Below are 17,881 nucleotides of genomic sequence, written 5' to 3' on the forward strand. Positions count from 1 at the left end.
AGGACGACTGGTACGGCGGGCCGCCTTGTCGGTGGGGCCCGTTAGTCTTTGAACGTGGCGAGATCAGTGCGCAGTCCCCTGAGTTTCCGCCCCCAGTCGGGGTCCATTCCCGACTCTCCGGGGGTCTACCGGTTCAGGGACGCGCATGGCCGGGTGATCTACGTCGGCAAGGCCAAGAGCCTGCGGCAGCGGCTCAACTCCTACTTCGCCGACTTCTCCGCGCTGCATCCGCGCACCCAGACCATGCTCACCACCGCCGCCGACGTCGACTGGACGGTGGTCGGCACCGAGGTCGAGGCGCTGCAGCTCGAATACTCCTGGATCAAGGAGTTCGACCCCCGCTTCAACGTCAAATACCGCGACGACAAGTCCTACCCCTACCTCGCCGTCACCATGGGCGAGGACTTCCCGCGCGTGCAGGTGATGCGGGGCGCCAAGCGCAAGGGCACCCGCTACTTCGGCCCCTACTCCCATGCCTGGGCCATCCGCGAGACCGTCGATCTGCTGCTTCGCGTCTTTCCCGTCCGCACGTGCAGCGCGGGCGTGTTCAAGCGGGCCGGGCAGATCGGCCGGCCGTGCCTGCTGGGCTACATCGACAAGTGCTCGGCGCCGTGCGTGGGCCGGGTCACCCCGGATGAGCACCTGGCCCTGGCCGAAGACTTCTGCGACTTCATGGCGGGCAACACCGGCCGCTTCATCAAGCGGCTGGAGCGGGACATGCGCGAGGCCGCCGCGGCGCAGGAATACGAGCGGGCCGCCAGGCTCCGCGACGACATCCAGGCCCTGCAGCGCGCGCTGGAGAAGCAGGCCGTCGTCCTCGGCGAGGGCACCGACGCCGACGTGATCGCGCTGGCCGAGGACCCGCTCGAAGCCGCCGTCCAGGTCTTCTACGTGCGCGGCGGCCGCATCCGCGGTCAGCGCGGCTGGGTGGTCGACAAGGTCGAGGAGAGCTCGCCGGGCGAGTTGGTGGAGCAGTTCCTGCTGCAGATGTACGGCGAGGCGGGCGCCGAGTCGATGCCCCGCGAGGTCCTCGTGCCCGTGCTGCCGCCCGACCACGAGGCGATCACCGAGCTGCTGTCGGAGCAGCGCCGCGCCCGGGTCGAGGTCCGGGTGCCGCAGCGCGGCGACAAGAAGTCGCTGATGGAGACCGTCGAGCGCAACGCCAAGGAATCGCTCGCCCAGCACAAGATCCGCCGAGCCGGCGACCTGACCACCCGCAGCAAGGCGCTGCAGGAGATCGCCGACGCGCTCGACCTCGACCAGGTGCCGCTGCGCGTCGAGTGCTACGACGTCTCCCACCTGCAGGGTGAGAACGTCGTGGCGTCGATGGTGGTGTTCGAGGACGGCCTGGCCCGCAAGAGCGAATACCGCCGCTTCGCCGTCAAGACCAAGGAAGGCGACGTCGCCTCCATCTACGAGGTCATCCAGCGGCGGTTCCGGCGCTACCTGGAGGAGCGCTCGAACACCGGGGAGCTGGCGGCCGACGACGATGCCGACGGGCCCAACGGGCCCATCGACCCGGAGACCGGAAAGCCGCGCAAGTTCGCCTACCCGCCCAATCTGGTCGTGGTCGACGGCGCCGGCCCCCAGGCGGCCGCCGCCCAGCGGGCGCTCGACGAGCTCGGCATCGATGACGTCGCCGTGTGCGGCCTGGCCAAGCGACTCGAAGAGGTGTGGCTGCCCGGCGACGACCAGCCGGTGATCATGCCGCGCTCCAGCGAGGGACTCTACCTGCTGCAACGCGTGCGGGACGAGGCACACAGGTTCGCCATCACCTACCATCGTGCTAAGAGGTCCAAGACCGTGAAGGAGAGCGCGCTCGACACCGTGCCCGGCCTCGGACCGGCGCGTCGGCAGGCGCTGCTCAAACACTTCGGCTCCGTGAAGAAGCTGCGCGAGGCCACCGCCGCCGAAATGTGCGAGGTCCCCGGCATCGGCCCGGCCATCGCCGAGGTGATCGCGTCGACGCTGAAGGGGGAGGGACAGTGAGCCCGCCGAACGGAGTGAGGCAATGAACACCGAGCCGGCGTTCGTCATCGTCACCGGCATGTCAGGCGCGGGTCGCAGCACCGCGGCCAAGGCGTTGGAAGACCTGGGCTGGTTCGTCATCGACAACCTGCCGCCGGGGCTGCTGTTCGCCATGGCGGAGGAGGCGGGCAAGGTCAAGCTGGCCGCCGACAAGGTGGCCGCCGTCGTCGACGTGCGCAGCCTGGCCTTCACCAGCGACCTCAACGCCGCCATCGAAGAGCTTGAGGGCCGCGGCGTGCGGGTGCGCGTGGTCTTCCTGGAAGCCAGCGACGAAGGGCTGGTGCGCAGATTCGAGAACGTACGCAGGCCCCACCCGCTCCAGGGCGAGGGCCGGCTCGTCGACGGCATCGCGCGCGAGCGCGGCATCCTGCGCGAGGTGCGGGCCAACGCCGACCTGGTGATCGACACCTCCTCGCTCAACGTGCACGAGCTACGCAACAAGATCGTCAACTTCTTCGGCGGCGAGGACCGGCCGGGGCTGCGACTCAACGTGGTCTCGTTCGGCTTCAAGTACGGCCTGCCGGTCGACGCCGACCTCGTGGTCGACTGCCGCTTCCTGCCCAACCCGCACTGGGTGCCGGATCTGCGGCCGATGAGCGGGCTCGACGCGCCGGTGCGCGACTACGTGCTCGGCCAGCCGGGCGCCAAGGAGTTCCTCGACGCGTACGAGGAGGTTCTGCAGGTGATCGCCGCCGGTTACGCGCGCGAGGGCAAGAGCTACGCCACGCTGGCGGTGGGCTGCACGGGTGGCAAGCACCGCAGCGTGGCGATGGCCGAGCAGGTCGCCGGCCGGCTGCGTGACCGCGGCATGGAAGTCCAGGTCAGCCACCGGGATGTGGGGCGGGAGTGACCGATGAGGGCCAAGACCAGGGTGAGGCGGCCGTAGCCGAAGCGGCGCTGGGTGAGGCGATCGTGGCTGAGGCGGCGCTGGGTGACGCGGGCGTGGCTGAGGCGGTCGTGGGCGGCTCGGCGCCGGGTGACGCGGCTGTGATCGGCGCGGCGTTGGGTGGGGCGGGCGTCGCCGGCCCGGCGCCAGGTGACGCCGTCGTAGCCGGGGCGCCGCCGGATGACCGGCCGCGGGTGGTGGCGCTGGGCGGGGGGCATGGGCTCTACGCCTCGCTGTCGGCGCTGCGCGGCGTGGTGGGCGATCTGACCGCGGTGGTGACGGTCGCCGACGACGGTGGCTCCAGCGGGCGGCTCAGGCGTGAGCTCGGCGTGCTTCCTCCCGGCGACCTGCGCATGGCGCTGGCCGCGCTCTGCGGCGACGACGAGTGGGGGAGCACCTGGAGCGAGGTCGTCCAGCACCGCTTCCGCAGTGAGGGCGACCTGCACGGCCACGCCGTCGGCAACCTGCTCATCGTGGCGCTGTGGGAGCTGCTCGGCGATCCCGTGGCGGGTCTCGACTGGGTGGGCCGGCTGCTCGGCGCCCACGGCAGGGTGCTGCCGATGGCGTCGGTGCCGCTCGACATCGTGGCCGAGGTGGAGCTCGACGGCGTCACCTCGACCGTACGCGGGCAGGTGGCCTGCGCGCTGACCCCCGGCCGGGTGCAGGCCATCTCGCTGGTGCCGGAGGACCCGCCCGCGCGGCCCGAGGCCGTACGCGCCGTGCTGGAGGCCGACTGGCTGGTGTTCGGGCCCGGCTCGTGGTTCACCAGCGTGTTACCGCATCTCAAGGTGCCCGAGCTGGCTCGGGCGCTGCACGAGTCGAAGGCCCAGCGGCTGGTGACGCTCAACCTGGCGCCGCAGCCCGGCGAGACCGACGACTTCTCACCCCAGCAGCACCTGGAGGTGCTCCGGCAGCACGCGCCCGGCCTGCGCGTCGACGTGGTGCTCGCCGACACCGGCGTGGTCGACGACCGCGACGCTCTGGAGAAGGCCGCCGCCGCGCTCGGCGGGCGGCTCGTCATGGCCGACGTCGCGGCCGCCGACGGCTCCCCCCGGCATGACTCACGACGTCTTGCCTCCGTCCTGGACGAGATTTTCCTCCAGAAGCGTTGATCCTGGTCGGCGCGGCGCAAAGGTGCGAGACACTGCTGAGAGCCGGTCTGAATGGGGGAGGACTAACGCTTATGGCGATGACGGGTGTGGTGAAGGACGAGCTGAGCCGCCTGCCAGTGCTGAAGCCTTGCTGCCGGAAGGCGGAGGTGTCGACGCTGTTGCGGTTCGCCAGCGGGCTGCACCTGGTGGGCGGGCGCATCGTGATCGAGGCGGAGCTCGACACCAACGCCACCGCGCGGCGGCTGATCAAGGACATCGGGGAGGTGTTCGGTCACAAGGCCGAAGTGCTCGTGCTGGCACCCGCCGGGCTGCGCAAGGGCTCGCGCTATGTCGTGCGCGTCTACCGCGACGGTGAGGCGCTGGCCCGGCAGACGGGTCTCATCGACAACCACGGGCGCCCGGTCCGCGGCCTGCCTCGTCAGGTGGTGGCGGGGGCCGCCTGCGACGCCGAGGCCGCGTGGCGCGGGGCGTTCCTGGCGCACGGTTCGCTGACCGAGCCGGGGCGCTCCATGTCGCTGGAGGTCACCTGCCCGGGGCCCGAGGCGGCGCTGGCGCTGGTGGGCTCGGCGCGGCGGCTCAAGATCCACGCCAAGGCGCGGGAGGTGCGGGGCGTCGACCGGGTCGTGGTGCGCGACGGCGACGCCATCAGCGCGCTGCTGACGCGGCTCGGCGCGCACGACAGCGTGCTGGCCTGGGAAGAGCGCCGGATGCGCCGCGAGGTGCGGGCCACGGCCAACCGGCTCGCCAACTTCGACGACGCCAACCTGCGCCGCTCGGCGCGGGCCGCGGTGGCGGCGGGGGCGCGGGTGCAGCGGGCGCTGGAGATCCTGGGCGAGGAGGCGCCCGACCACTTGGTGATCGCGGGGCGGCTGCGGGTGGAGCACAAGCAGGCGTCTCTGGAGGAGCTGGGGCAGATCGCGGATCCGCCGCTGACGAAGGACGCGATCGCTGGACGGATCCGGCGGTTGCTGGCGATGGCCGACAAACGTGCCACCGACCTGGGCATCCCCAACACCGAGGCGAACCTCACCGTGGACATGCTCGCCCAGTGAGCGTTCTCTGAGCGGCCTCTGTACGGCGCGGTGACCCCGTGAAGAGGTTCTGTGTGCGGTGCGGTGGCCCGGTGGCTCGCGTGTCGGCTGAGAGCGCGGTTGGGCGGCTCTGAGGTTCTGGCGGCCCGGGTGGCTCCGTGTCGGGAGGGTCTCTGAGAGCGCAGGTAGGAGCGCTCTGAGGTTCTGTCCGTGCGGGGTATCGCTTGCGTTGCTCTGCCGTGCGTGTCCTGCCGTCAAGGCGGTTCATGCTTTACGGCACGGCACGGTGGGCGCCGATCGCCGTCGTGGGCTGGGCCCTGTCCAGGGGAACGCTCCTCCGGTGGGGGGACTTCCCGCCGTGACGTGCGCATGCTTGGCCGTCTCCGTGGATCGGGCCGGTGAGCCGTTTCAGGCCCGGCCCGAGTCTTTCGGGGTGAACAGGTCGCCTGTGGGGCGTGAGGGGTTGGTGGGGCTTTGGAGGGGCTCGAAGGGGGCCCGGTACTCCGGTTCGGCCGGGGCCGGGTCCTCCGGTGGGGTGAGGGAGGCTCGGCGGGCTCGGACACGGCCAACTCGTACGCGTACGAGGAAGTAGGCCGTCAGGGCCGCCACCACCAGCGGGAGCCAGGGCTCCCACGAGTCCTTCAGCGAGGGCCAGAGGCCGGTCAGCTCGGCCGGGAAGTTGGTGATGAGGCGGTCGAGGCTCAGGTCGGGCCGGCCGCCGGTGGTCGTCGCGCGGGCGGTGGTCCATCCCAGGGCCACCGCCGCCGCCGAGCAGAGGGCCGACCACCACGGCAGAAGCCGGCTGCCCGGCCTGAACAGGCATACCAGGAGAGACAGGAGCAGGCCCGAGGCGAAGGCGATCGTGGTCATCGCCCAGAGGCCGTCGCCGGCGGTCAGGAAGGCAGCCGGGATGAAGCGGTCTCCATACAGGAGTACCGCCGCTTGCGCGACGGCGCAGACAAGCGTGGCAACGAAACCCACGATCAGGCCAGACAGCAGGCCGGACCTAGGTTGTGACATCTCAGCCCCCAGAGAATGCCGGAACTTACTCCGATGAGTCGGGCACTTTACTCGAAGCTCACAAATTACGCCGCCTGATCGCGGATTCACGGTAGGGGGAGTCGAGTGGTCTAAACCAATTTGGTTCCGATAGGGTTTGGCATTGAGGTTTTTAGCTCGCCATCACGTACGAGGAGATCGGTTCCCGTGAGCATCCGCGTAGGCGTCAACGGCTTCGGCCGCATCGGTCGCAACTTCTGGCGTGCGGTGGCCGCCAGCGGCAAGGACATCGAGATCGTTGCGGTCAATGACCTGACCGACAACGCGACGCTCGCCCACCTGCTGAAGTACGACAGCATCCTCGGCCGCCTGCCGTACGAGGTGAAGGCATCCGGCGACGAGATCATCGTCGACGGCAAGGCGATCAAGGTCTTCGAGGAGCGCGACCCGGCCAAGCTGCCGTGGGCCGATCTCGGCGTCGATGTGGTGCTGGAGTCGACCGGCCTGTTCACCGACGCGGCCAAGGCCAAGGTGCACGCCGACAACGGCGCCAAGAAGGTCATCATCTCCGCCCCGGCGAAGAACGAGGACGTCACGATCGTGGTGGGTGTCAACGACAACACCTATGACGCCGCCAAGCACACGATCATCTCCAACGCCTCCTGCACCACCAACTGCCTGGCTCCGCTGGCGAAGGTCCTCAACGACGCCTTCGGCATCGAGAAGGGCCTGATGACCACGATCCACGCCTACACGCAGGACCAGAACCTGCAGGACGGCCCGCACAAGGACCTGCGCCGCGCCCGCGCCGCCGCCGTCAACGTGGTGCCCACCTCGACCGGCGCCGCCAAGGCCATCGGCCTGGTGCTGCCCGAGCTCAAGGGCAAGCTCGACGGGTTCGCGATGCGCGTGCCGATCCCCACGGGCTCGGCCACCGACCTGACCGTCGAGGTCGGCCGCGACGTGACCGTCGAAGAGGTCAACGCCGCGTACAAGGCCGCCGCCGAGGGACCGCTCAAGGGCGTGCTCAGCTACACCGAGGACGAGATCGTCTCCAGCGACATCGTCACCGACCCGCACTCCTGCATCTTCGACGCCGGCCTGACCAAGGTCATCGGCAACCAGGTCAAGGTCGTCGGCTGGTACGACAACGAGTGGGGCTTCTCCAACCGCCTCGTCGACCTCATCCAGCTGGTGGGCGCGGACCTCTGATGCGTACGCTCGACGATCTCGACGTGAAGGGTCGGCGCGTGCTCGTGCGCGCCGACCTCAACGTCCCACTCGACGGTGAGACGATCACCGACGACGGCCGCATCCGCGCGTCGGTGCCGACGATCAAGGCGCTGACCGGCGCGGGCGCGAAGGTCATCGTCTGCGCTCACCTGGGCCGCCCCAAGGGGCGCCCCAATCCCGCCCTCTCGCTGAAGCCGGTCGCCGAGCGCCTCGCCGAGCTGCTCGGCGAGGACGTGGCCTTCGCCGCCGACGTGGTCGGTGACAGCGCCCAGGGCGTCGCCGACGCGCTCGAGGAGGGCCGGGTCGCCCTGCTGGAGAACCTCCGGTTCGAGGCGGGCGAGGAGTCCAAGGACGAGGCCGAGCGGGGCGCGTTCGCCGAGAAGCTGGCGGGGCTCGCCGAGCTCTATGTCGGCGACGGTTTTGGCGCGGTCCATCGCAAGCACGCCAGCGTCTACGACGTGCCCCGGCTGCTGCCGCACGCGGCGGGCAAGCTCATCGTGGCCGAGCTGGAGGTGCTCAGGAGGCTCACCGAGGACACCGAGCGCCCCTACGTGGTGGTGCTGGGCGGCGCCAAGGTCTCCGACAAGCTCGGCGTCATCGCCAACCTGCTGGCCAAGGTCGACCGGCTGCTGATCGGCGGCGGCATGGCCTACACCTTCCTCAAGGCCCAGGGCTACGAGGTCGGCAAGTCGCTGCTCCAGGAAGACCAGCTCGACCAGGTGCGCGGCTTCCTCAACGAGGCCGCCGAGCGCGGCGTCGACCTCGTGCTGCCCGTCGACGTGCTGGCCGCGACCGGCTTCGCCGAGGACGCGCCGCACGACGTGGTCGAGGCCACGGCGATCCCGGCCGACCGCGAGGGGCTCGACATCGGTCCCAGGACCCGTGAGCTGTTCGCGGCCAAGCTGGCCGATGCCAAGACCATCTTCTGGAACGGCCCCATGGGCGTCTTCGAGTTCGACGCCTTCTCCGGCGGCACCCGGGCCGTGGCCGAGGCGCTGATCGGGGCCGACGCCCTGACGGTGGTCGGCGGCGGCGACTCGGCGGCCGCCGTACGCAAGTTCGGTCTGCCCGAAGACGGCTTCTCGCACATTTCCACCGGTGGTGGCGCGAGCCTGGAATATCTCGAGGGCAAGACCCTGCCCGGACTCGCCGCCCTGGAGGACTGACCGTGAGAAAGCCGCTTTTCGCCGGCAACTGGAAGATGAACCTCAACCACCTTGAGGGCATCGCACTGGTCCAGAAGCTCGCCTTCGCGTTCACCGACAAGGACTTCGACAAGGCGGAGATAGCCGTCCTGCCGCCGTTCACCGACCTGCGCAGCGTCCAGACGCTCGTCGACGGCGACAAGCTGCGCATCGTCTACGGCGCCCAGGACCTGTCCCAGCACGAGGCGGGCGCCTACACCGGCGAGATCTCGGGCGCGATGCTGGCCAAGCTGGGCTGCACGTTCGTCCTGGCCGGCCACTCGGAGCGGCGGCAGTATCACGGTGAGGACGACGACCTGGTCAACGCCAAGGTGCACGCCGCGTTCCGCCACTCGCTCACGCCGATCCTGTGCGTCGGCGAGGGCCTGCCCGTGCGTCAGGCGGGCGAGCAAGTTTCACATTGCCTGGCCCAGCTTGACGGCGGACTGCGCAAAGTCTCCGCTGAGCAGGCACAATCGATGGTAGTGGCCTACGAGCCGGTGTGGGCGATCGGCACCGGCGAGGTGGCCACTCCTGAGGACGCCCAGGAGGTCTGTGCGGCGCTGCGAGGCAGACTCGCTGAGCTGTACGACCCCGAAGTGGCCTCCGCGGTACGTATCCTTTACGGAGGGTCAGTCAAGTCAGGCAACATCGCTGGGATCATGGCTCAACCCGATATCGACGGCGCGCTCGTGGGCGGTGCCAGCATCGATGCCGGGGAGTTCGTTAAGATCTGCCGTTTCTCCGATATGTCTGGCTAACTGAGTCGTTCTGGGGGTGCGATTTGACAACAGGCCGTACCCTCTAGAAGCAAGTTTGAATCGTCACGCGTGACAGAGCATTGAAGGACTAGGCATACCGTGGAAATCGGAATCTCCATCGCCCTCATCCTGGCGAGCTGTCTCATGATCCTGCTCGTCCTGCTCCACAAGGGCAAGGGTGGTGGCCTGTCTGACATGTTCGGCGGCGGTTTCTCGTCGAACTTCGGTGGTTCCTCGGTGGTGGAGCGTAACCTCGACCGGTTGACCGTGATCACGGGCACCGTCTGGTTCGTCTGCATCATCGCTCTGGGTCTGCTTCTGCGGCCCTGAGTCAGATTGACGCGTGACAGTGATTCTCCCCCCGTGTGTCACGGGGCGATCGAGCGAGGAGTTCATCCGTGGGTAGTGGCAACGCGATCCGTGGCAGCCGTGTCGGCGCCGGCCCGATGGGGGAGGCCGAGCGCGGCGAGGCAGCTCCGAGAGTGCGGGTCTCGTTCTGGTGCGCCAACATGCATGAGACGCGTCCCAGCTTCGCCAGCGATGCGGCAGTGCCCGAAATGTGGGACTGCCCGCGCTGCGGCCTCCCGGCCGGCCAGGACGAGCAGGCCCCGCCTGCCCCGCCCCGGAACGAGCCGTACAAGACGCACCTGGCTTATGTGAAGGAGCGCAGGAGCGACAAGGACGGCAAGGCGATCCTCGAGGAGGCGCTGGAGCGTCTGCGCAACAACAAGTCCCCCTGGTAGGACCTGTTATCTCTGAAGGACCCCGGCACACTGTGCCGGGGTCCTTCGCTGTTCGGGGTGTGGGCCGTCCCTGGGACTGACCGGGTTTCGCTGGATGGGGTTCGGCGGTGCTGTGTGCCACACGTGGCCAACTGTGGGGTGGGATTCAGACTTGGGCACCGGGGCCCGTGGGGTTCGCGGGATGCGGGGCCCTGTGGGGCATGGCGGGGTGCCCCGGACCACGGGGTGGTCAGAGATCTGGCTGGTGCCGTAGGGCTGAGACGCGGTCGCGGACCTGGGCCAGGCGGCGTTCGATCTCCGGGAGGAAACGCGGGTCGAGCGAGTCCCGGTCCGCGCTCAGGCGGTGGGCGGCCTCGTCCGTGACCTGTTCCACCAGCCGCAGCACGTCGGCCCGGCCGCTGAGGTAGCCCTCGCGCACCGCCGCCGCGTGTTCGGCGGCCAGTTCGTGATCCACCCCACTGGTGTCCAGGTCCAGCAGGTCGCGCACCGCCGAGGCGCCGATCGTGAACGCCAACGGCCACACCAGTCCCGCCAGGTCGGCCCAGTGCAGCGGTACGGGCAGCAGCCACACGCAGACGCACAGGATCGACGCCACCGAGGCCACGGCCGCGATCCGGCGTCCCAGCCCCAGGTCGCGCCAGTACATGACCGTCAGCGGGACGGCGAAGAGCATCGCGTGCAGGAACGGCATCCGGGTGAGCCCGCCGGCGGCCATCGTCCGCATGAGGGACGTGGAGACCAGCGCGTCCACCGCGCCGAAGCAGAGTCCCGCGGCCAGGACCCGCGCGTGCGCCGCCGTGCCACGGGCCAGGACGCGCCGGTGCGCCCACAAGGCGACCAGCAGCCCGGTCACCGTGAGGGCCGCGCAGGCCGGGAGCGGCACGCCGTCCATGTCGCGCCACGAATGGCTGAGCGAGCCGACGGCGCCGAGGGCGATGGCGATCGGTCCCGCGTCGAACGGCGGAGTGTGCGGGCGGGCGTCCTCCGGCAGGACCACTTTCCTGGAGCCGATCCGCAGTTCCTGGCGTCGCCCCAGCGGCCGTGGCTCGTGCGCGGTGACGGTGAGCGAGCCCGTGGGCGCCAGCCGTACCAGGGCGTCGTGCAGGGCGGCCGTCTGGGCGGGGGAGAGCAGCAGCGAGCCGCTCCCGTCCGTGGGACGGAACTCCACGTCGCGGGAGAGGTCCGGGCTGGCCAGGTTGTGGCGCTGCTCCCAGCGCAGCAACGCGACCGCCAGGTACTCGGCATGATCGGCCGTCTCCTCCGCCAGCCGCTGCCGCCAGGCTGATAGAGGCGACGCCACCTGGCGGCCCGGCCCCGCCAGCAGCGGCCAGGTACGGGTCAGCAGGTCCACCACGGTGTCGGCGCCCATGGCCACGCTGTGCCGACCGGCCAGCTCGGCGCGGCTCCTGGCGGCCTGGCGCTCCGCCGCGGCCACGCGCAGCCGCTGTCGCAGCCGCCCGCGCAGGTACCGGCCGATGAACACACCGCCCGCCACGCCGCCGGCCGGCCAGAGGAAGGGCGCGGGACTGTACGACCAGCCCGCCACGGCCAGCGCCACGTTGGCCACCGCGCCCGACGTGAGCGGTACGGCCAGCGCCGTCCAGCCGTGCGCCAAGGCCAGCTCGTAGGCCAGGGGCGCGGCCAGCAGGGCGGGGGCGTCGATCGGTTCGCCGGCCAGCGCGGACCAGACGGCCACGTCGGCGACGTCGAGCGCCAGCCGTACCGGGACGGGGATGCCGTGGTGTCTGAGGGCGCGGAAGACCAGCACGTCGTACAGGCACGAGGCGAGCAGGGTGAGCAGCGCCACGGGTGGCGTGAGGGCCTGCCAGAGGGTCACGCAGATCGTCACCCGCGCGGCCATCCGCAGGTTGAGGAAGAGGCGGACAGCGGTGAACGAGGTGGACCGCGTGGCACCCCTGAGCGGTTCACCCATCCGGTGGCGGTGGCCGGGAGGGGCAAGGTGGTTGCCCTGGTGGCGGAAGTGGCGGCGGCGGGGGTGTTTTCACCCTTGTCGCCCAAGTCAGGAAGCGGGCGATCTGTGGCAGTGACGGCAGTGACTGGGCGCGGTCCGGAGCCCGGCCGTCGGAGGTCGTCGGCGCGAGCCGGGCCTGCCGGTTGAACCGCTCCCGTAATCGGATCCAGGCCCGCGACCGGGGACTGGCCCGCTCGCCCAGCCGTTCCGGCAGGTGCTCCGCCAGCGCGTGCGCCACGGCCGCGTTGACCCGGCTGACGGGGGAGACGCCGAGCCTGATCTCCTCTTCGGGGTCGGCGGGGCCGGGCACGCCCCCGGACGGTTCGAGTACGGCGGCGCGCAGGCGGGCCGCGTCGCCGAGCTGGCTGCGATGGTAGAAATAGTCGGCCCTGGCCTCCCGCATGCGCCGCCGGACCGCGCCGTCGAGGAAATGGCCGGTGAGCACGATGACCGTGGTCTGCCGACGGCTCCGGACGCGGCGGACGGCCTCCACGACCGCCACGCCGGGGAAGTGGTCGTCGGGGCTGCGCTCGTCGGCGGCGTCCACCAGCACGACGTCGACGCCCTCGTACGACCAGCCGGCCGCCGCCCGGTGATCGAGTCCCGCGATCACCTCCACACCCGGTGTCCCGGACAGGATGGCGACGATGCCGGTGCGGCTGATGTCGTCGTCGTCCACGACGACCACGCGCTTGCCGTGTGTCCCCGTCACACGGCCATTACACTCCGGACCTGATGGCTAGTGCCAGATCCTGATGATCAGCGCGCCCGCGTTGTCGCCGAGGCAGCGGTTCTGATCGTTGATCCTCATGAACAGCCGGCCACCGGAGTTGGCCCGCCAGCTCCGGTGCGCGCCCAGGTCTCGCGAGCCGCCGTTGACCCGGGACAGGAGCCTGCCGTACGGGGAGCCGTCGCGGATCTTGCAGCCCTGGTAGATGTGCGAGTCGGTGTCCCAGTCGTACCCGTCGGCGCCCACCCACGGGAAGGAGTTGTCGTCGACCGTCCAGCTGCCGCCCACCTGCGCGACCCGGACGCGGTCGCCCGCGTACACGTAGATCCCGGTGTCCTGCCAGCCGCGCCTGGACGTGATCACCACGTCCCTGCCGCTCTGGGTCGTCGCCTGTGCGACGCCGGGAATGGTCACCGTCATCGCGCAGGCGAGCGCCGCTACGGCCCACGTTCGCCGCATCACCATGTCAGCGTCTTCGGTTCCCTGTGTTTGCCTAAGCAAAACGGACATCGGCGTAGCCTCCTCGCATGCCGACCGAGGCCGGGCAGTGATCCGGTGGAAGCCGAAGCCGCGTCCGTCCGGCAAGCCGGGCGGACCGTGGTTGGAGAACCGCGTTGTCGGGGCCTGACTGCGCACTCCTGGAAGAAGTGCGCCTTTTGGGCCACCGCCCCGCCGGACGCTATCCCGTTGATGCGGACACCAACGGGGACGGGGACCGAGCGCCAGTCAAGCACCCGGCTGTGACAGAAAATTACCTCGCGATTACCATCCGTCGCAACCGATCGGGTCGGAGAAATCCAACACCAGTTCCCACGGTAACCACCGGCTCGCATAGCGAATGCCGTCGACAGTTCATAGCCTCCACTTGTGTCGGAGGCGACCGTACGCGGGAAGGGTGCGCGTTCCGTAGCGCCGGATCGCGCACCTACCTCCCGTCGTGGACGGCGACGCCGTCCACGAACGTCATGCGCGCCCTGGTCGTCCAGATGTCGCGCTCCGGCAGCGTGAACGGGTCGCGGTCCAGGACGACGAGGTCCGCCGGGCGGCCCGGCTCGATCACCCCGGCGGGGGAGCGGTTGACCCAGGCCGAGCCGGCCGTGTACGCCGTCAGCGCGGTCGCCAGGTCGAGGCGCTGGCCGGGCAGGAACGGCGTCTGTGCCGTGGGGTAGCCGGCGTGCACCGAGCCGCCCGGTTCCGTGCGGTTGACGGCCACGTGCATGCCCTGCAGCGGGTCGGCGCTCGACACCGGCCAGTCGCTGCCCGCGCAGAACCTGGTCCCGTGGGAGAGCAGGTCGGCGAAGGGGTACTGCCACGAGGAGCGGGGCTCGCCCAGGAACGGCAGGGTCAGCTCGTCCATCTGCGCGTGGTGGGTAGCCCAGAGCGGCTGCAGGTTGGCCGTCACGCCGAGGGCGGCGAAGCGGGGCACGTCCGAGGGCTCGATGATCTGCAGGTGTGCGATGTGGTGCCGGTTGGCGGGCGAGGTGCCCTCGAAACTGTCCAGCGCCTCGCGTACGGCCCGCTCGCCGATCGCGTGGACGTGCGCCTGGAAGCCGAGGCGGTCCAGCTCGGCCACGTACGTCCTGAGCTTGGCCGGGTCGACGTAGGACAGCCCTGTGCCGCCGCAGAGGCAGTAGGGCTCCAGCGTCGCGGCGGTGAAGTTCTCGGTGATGCCGTCCTGCATGATCTTCACCGAGGTCGCGCGGAACCGGTCCAGCCCCTCCGCCGACGCGCGCCGCGCGGTCAGATCGTCGATCTGGTCGAGGCCGCGGGTACGGTCCCACCACAGCGCGCCCACCACGCGGGCCCGCAGCCTGCCGGAGCCGGCCGCCGACAGGTAGGTGGGAAGCTGGTCCACCGAGCCCGCGTAGGAGCCGACGATGGCGTCCTGCCAGCCGGTGATGCCGAGCGAGAACAGGTATCGCTCCGCCTCCGCCAGCGCCCGGTCCAGGTCGAGAGGGGAGGGGCGGGGGGTGAGAAGGCCGACGAGGTCCATCGCGCCCTCGTGCAGGACGCCGCTGGGGGTGCCGTCGGCGTCGCGTTCGATGCGGCCGTCGGCGGGGTCTGGGGTGCCGGCGGTGACGCCGGCCAGCTCCAGGGCGCGGGCGTTGACCCAGGCGGCATGATGGTCGCGCTGGATGAGGTAGACGGGCCGGTCGGCGAAGGCGAGCTGGTCGCGGTGCGGCAGCCCACCCGGGAAGGCCGACATGTCCCACCCGCCGCCATCAATCCACTCTTTTTCAGGATTTTTCGCCGCATAGTCGGCGATCTTCGCCAGATAGGCATCGAGTCCGTAAATTTCGGATAGATCGCACTTGGCGCGCTCAAGGCCCGCCTGCACCGGATGCATGTGGGCATCGATGAACCCGGGCACCAGCAGACCCCCGTCCAGGTCCACGGTCTCGTGCCCCGGCGCCAGTCGTACCAGGTCCCGCTCGTCGCCCACGGCGGCGATCACGCCGTCGCGGACCAGCACGGCCTCGGCGAAGCCGGTCTTCGCGGTGAAGACCCGTCCCCCTCGAAAGAGCGTGTTCATGGTGCTCCCCAATCTCAACGTGATTCAGTGGCCGGTGATCAGATCGGCCATACGAGCCAGCACGGACGTGCCCGGCATCGACCGCTCCCGGTGGTCCGCCACCCGGTACAACCGGTACATCGCGTGCACCCCCAGCCAGCGCAGCGGCTCCGGCTCCCAGGCCCGCACCCGGCGGCCCACCCACGGCAGCTCCGTCAGCGCCGTACGCTCGCCCAGGACGAGGTCCCGCATCGTCCGGCCGGCCAGGTTGGCCGTCGTCACCCCGTGCCCGGTGTAGCCGCCCGCCCAGCCCAGGCCCGTGGCCGGGTCCAGGTGCACGGTCGAGCACCAGTCGCGCGGCACCCCCAGGACTCCCGACCACGCGTGCGCCACCGAGGAGGACGCCGCGGCGGGGAAGAAGTCGATCAGCAGCCGCCAGAGCGCCTCGACCGTCTGCTCGTGCGTGTGCCCTCTGGCGTCCACCCGCGAGCCGTACAGGTACGGCCGGCCACGCCCGCCGAAGGCGATGCGGTCGTCGGCGGTCCGTTGCGCGTACATGTAGTAATGGGCCATGTCCCCGAGCAGCTCGGACCCCGCCCAGCCGACCGTCTCCCAGAACGAGGCGGGCAGCGGCTCGGTGACGATCAGCGAGCTGTTCATCGGCAGCCACTGGCGCCGCAGCCCCTTCAGCCGCGAGGTGAACCCTTCGGTCGCGCGGAGCACGTGGCGCGCCCGGACCGTCCCGAACGGCGTCACGGCCAGCCCCGGGGCGATCTCCGTGACGGGTGTCCGCTCGTAGACGGTCACTCCGAGCTCTCGTACGGCCCGCGCCAGCCCTCGTACCAGCTTGGCGGGCTGCACCCGCGCGCAGTGCGGACTCCAGGAGGCGGCCACGGCCCCCGCCACCCGGAGCCGTTCGGCGGGATCGACCAGCCGCAGGTCCGCCTCCTCGATGCCCCAGGCGCGGGCGGCCGACACCGAGGCCCGCAGCCGGGCCGCCTGAGAGGGGGTGCGGGCCACGTTGACCACGCCGCCCTTGACGACGTCGGCGTCGATGCCCTCCTTCTCGCAGACCTGGATCACCTCGTCGATCGAGGCGTACATCTCGCGCTGCAGCCGTCGCGCCCCCTCCACCCCGTGCGTCCTGGCGTAGCGCTGATGCGAGCCGGCCAGGTCGCCGGTCAGCCAGCCGCCGTTGCGCCCCGAGGCCCCGAACCCGGCGAAGTCCTTCTCCAGCACCACGACGTTCAGTGACGGCTGGGCCTGCTTGAGGTAGTACGCGGTCCACAGCCCCGTGTAGCCCGCGCCGACGATCGCCACGTCCGTCTGGAGGTCGCCGTCGAGGCGCGGACCAGGGGCGGGTACGCCGGAGGAGCGGTACCAGAAGGAGACGTCGCCGTTCACGAATCCGGACGACAGGGAGACATGCGCGTTCATGGCCCGTATCCTCCTATACGCCGCATCTCGCTATGAAACTCGCATTCGAAACACGGCGTTAGCGGCCAGGTAACACCTCCCCGGCATCCTCTTCCTATGGGATTCTTGCGCATTCGCACGACGGTGGACGAGCGTCCGGGACGACTGGCCTCCCTGGCCGCGGCCCTGGCGGACAGGGGCGGCAACATCCTCGGCCTGAGCGTCCAGTCGGACGCGGACGGCACCGTCGACGAGTTCGTCGCCGACATCCCCGCCGCGCCCGAGGCCGTGCGTGCCGCCCTGGAGGCGGCCGGTGGCCGCCGCGTCCAGGTGGTCCCGGCGACGGCGCACGAGCTGACCGACGAGCCCACCCGCGCGCTGCTGCTGGCCTCCCGGCTGCGGTCGATGCCGTGGCGGCTGCCGGAGTTCCTGGCCGAGTTGCTGCGCGCCGACGATGCCAGGTGGATCTATGGTGAAGCGGTGAGTGATCTTCCCGACCCGACCCTGCTCGTGGTGCCCGTCGCACCCAGGCGCGCCGTCCGGCTGCGCCGCGCAGAGCTGCCCTTCACCCTGACCGAGGCGGCCCGCGCCGCCTCCTTCGTCCGGCTCGCGCAACCGCCGGTCGAGCAGGGCGCCGCCGAGCCCACGGTCAAGCTGGCCGACGGCGAGGAGGTCACGGTCCGGCCGCTCACCTCGATCTACCGCGAGGCAGTCCGCGACCTGCACGACCGGTGCTCGCCCGAGGCGCGCCGGTTCCGTTACTTCACCTCGATGCCCGAGCTGCCGCCGCGGATGTTCGACCGGCTCTGCGACCGCAGCCGCGGCCGCTCGATCGTCGCCGGGCACGACGGGCAGGTGGTGGCCATGGCGAGCCTGATGTTCACCCCCGACCCCGGCATCGCCGAGATGGCTTTCCTGGTCGAGGACCGCTGGCAGGGGCGCGGTCTGGGCACGGCGCTGGCCAGGACCCTGGTGCATGAGGCGCGCGATCTCGGCTACGCCGAGGTCAGGGCCACGATGCTGTCCGACAACGTACGGATGCGGCGGCTCCTGCTGTCGCTGGGCGCCACGCTCGGCTACACCGAGGACCCGGGCGTGATCGAGGCCAGGCTGCCGGTCGGCGCGATGGCGTCAGCCTGACGCGCTCTCGCCCCGCCCTTCGTCTCGCTCGTCCTCGTCCGGCCCGGAGTCCCCGTCTGACGGGTTCGCCCCCGAGTCCTGGTCTGCCGGTTTCGCGTCGGACGTCGCCTGGTCCGGCTGCCGGATGCCCAGGT

At 70.5% G+C, this 17,881-nt stretch carries 16 protein-coding genes; 10 read left to right on the forward strand and 6 right to left on the reverse strand.

Going from position 1 to position 17,881, the window contains the following annotated elements; translation table 11 throughout:
- Positions 1–54 precede the first annotated feature (54 nt).
- From uvrC to whiA, 4 genes are all read left to right on the forward strand, one after another.
- Entirely contained in the window at positions 55–1,989 is a 1,935-nt protein-coding gene (gene uvrC, locus ACQP2T_RS24380) for an excinuclease ABC subunit UvrC (protein WP_433518372.1), read from the forward strand.
- A 22-nt stretch (positions 1,990–2,011) separates the two neighbouring features.
- Positions 2,012–2,878, forward strand: coding sequence for an RNase adapter RapZ (gene rapZ, locus ACQP2T_RS24385; RefSeq protein ID WP_357958376.1), 867 nt, complete (start codon positions 2,012–2,014; stop codon positions 2,876–2,878).
- Between the two features lie 230 nt (positions 2,879–3,108).
- The gene (locus ACQP2T_RS24390; RefSeq protein ID WP_433519822.1) at positions 3,109–4,026 is read left to right on the forward strand and encodes a gluconeogenesis factor YvcK family protein; all 918 of its coding nucleotides are present in this window, start codon (positions 3,109–3,111) and stop codon (positions 4,024–4,026) included.
- Between the two features lie 71 nt (positions 4,027–4,097).
- Entirely contained in the window at positions 4,098–5,078 is a 981-nt protein-coding gene (whiA, locus tag ACQP2T_RS24395) for a DNA-binding protein WhiA (protein ID WP_357656688.1), read from the forward strand.
- Positions 5,079–5,465: 387 nt separating this feature from the next.
- Here the strand turns inward: whiA and ACQP2T_RS24400 are convergent, their stop codons facing one another.
- Positions 5,466–6,077, reverse strand: a complete 612-nt coding sequence (locus tag ACQP2T_RS24400; protein WP_433518373.1) for a hypothetical protein — start codon at positions 6,075–6,077, stop codon at positions 5,466–5,468.
- Positions 6,078–6,263: 186 nt separating this feature from the next.
- On the opposite strand from ACQP2T_RS24400, the gene gap reads away from it, so the two are divergent.
- From gap to ACQP2T_RS24425, 5 genes are all read left to right on the forward strand, one after another.
- On the forward strand, positions 6,264–7,268 hold the full coding sequence (gene gap / locus ACQP2T_RS24405; RefSeq protein ID WP_433518374.1) for a type I glyceraldehyde-3-phosphate dehydrogenase: 1,005 nt from the start codon (positions 6,264–6,266) through the stop codon (positions 7,266–7,268).
- The gene (locus ACQP2T_RS24410) at positions 7,268–8,455 is read left to right on the forward strand and encodes a phosphoglycerate kinase (protein ID WP_433518375.1); all 1,188 of its coding nucleotides are present in this window, start codon (positions 7,268–7,270) and stop codon (positions 8,453–8,455) included. The genes gap and ACQP2T_RS24410 overlap by 1 nt, the downstream gene beginning before the upstream one ends.
- The gene (tpiA, locus tag ACQP2T_RS24415; protein ID WP_433519823.1) at positions 8,452–9,234 is read left to right on the forward strand and encodes a triose-phosphate isomerase; all 783 of its coding nucleotides are present in this window, start codon (positions 8,452–8,454) and stop codon (positions 9,232–9,234) included. Before ACQP2T_RS24410 ends, tpiA begins: the two co-directional genes overlap by 4 nt.
- 99 nt (positions 9,235–9,333) lie before the next feature.
- Positions 9,334–9,564, forward strand: a complete 231-nt coding sequence (secG, locus tag ACQP2T_RS24420; protein WP_214636246.1) for a preprotein translocase subunit SecG — start codon at positions 9,334–9,336, stop codon at positions 9,562–9,564.
- Between the two features lie 68 nt (positions 9,565–9,632).
- The gene (locus ACQP2T_RS24425; RefSeq protein ID WP_214636247.1) at positions 9,633–9,977 is read left to right on the forward strand and encodes an RNA polymerase-binding protein RbpA; all 345 of its coding nucleotides are present in this window, start codon (positions 9,633–9,635) and stop codon (positions 9,975–9,977) included.
- A gap of 229 nt (positions 9,978–10,206) precedes the next feature.
- Here the strand turns inward: ACQP2T_RS24425 and ACQP2T_RS24430 are convergent, their stop codons facing one another.
- The 5 genes from ACQP2T_RS24430 to ACQP2T_RS24450 all read right to left on the reverse strand — a co-directional run bounded on the left by ACQP2T_RS24430 (position 10,207) and on the right by ACQP2T_RS24450 (position 16,628).
- Positions 10,207–11,910: a hypothetical protein gene (locus ACQP2T_RS24430; RefSeq protein WP_433518376.1), complete on the reverse strand. Its 1,704-nt coding sequence runs from the start codon at positions 11,908–11,910 to the stop codon at positions 10,207–10,209.
- Positions 11,903–12,661, reverse strand: a complete 759-nt coding sequence (locus ACQP2T_RS24435) for a hypothetical protein (protein WP_433518377.1) — start codon at positions 12,659–12,661, stop codon at positions 11,903–11,905. The genes ACQP2T_RS24430 and ACQP2T_RS24435 overlap by 8 nt, the downstream gene beginning before the upstream one ends.
- Before the next feature lie 27 nt (positions 12,662–12,688).
- A complete protein-coding gene (locus ACQP2T_RS24440) occupies positions 12,689–13,144 on the reverse strand; it encodes a hypothetical protein (protein ID WP_433518378.1) in 456 nt (151 codons plus the stop codon).
- A gap of 460 nt (positions 13,145–13,604) precedes the next feature.
- Complete coding sequence (locus ACQP2T_RS24445; protein ID WP_433518379.1) at positions 13,605–15,212, reverse strand: amidohydrolase; 1,608 nt, start codon at positions 15,210–15,212, stop codon at positions 13,605–13,607.
- A 24-nt stretch (positions 15,213–15,236) separates the two neighbouring features.
- Positions 15,237–16,628, reverse strand: a complete 1,392-nt coding sequence (locus ACQP2T_RS24450) for an NAD(P)/FAD-dependent oxidoreductase (protein ID WP_433518380.1) — start codon at positions 16,626–16,628, stop codon at positions 15,237–15,239.
- A gap of 96 nt (positions 16,629–16,724) precedes the next feature.
- On the opposite strand from ACQP2T_RS24450, the gene ACQP2T_RS24455 reads away from it, so the two are divergent.
- On the forward strand, positions 16,725–17,747 hold the full coding sequence (locus tag ACQP2T_RS24455) for an N-acetyltransferase family protein (protein WP_433518381.1): 1,023 nt from the start codon (positions 16,725–16,727) through the stop codon (positions 17,745–17,747).
- Positions 17,748–17,881: the final 134 nt, after the last annotated feature.

The sequence above is a fragment of the Nonomuraea sp. CA-143628 genome (assembly GCF_050942315.1).
GTDB lineage: Bacteria > Actinomycetota > Actinomycetes > Streptosporangiales > Streptosporangiaceae > Nonomuraea.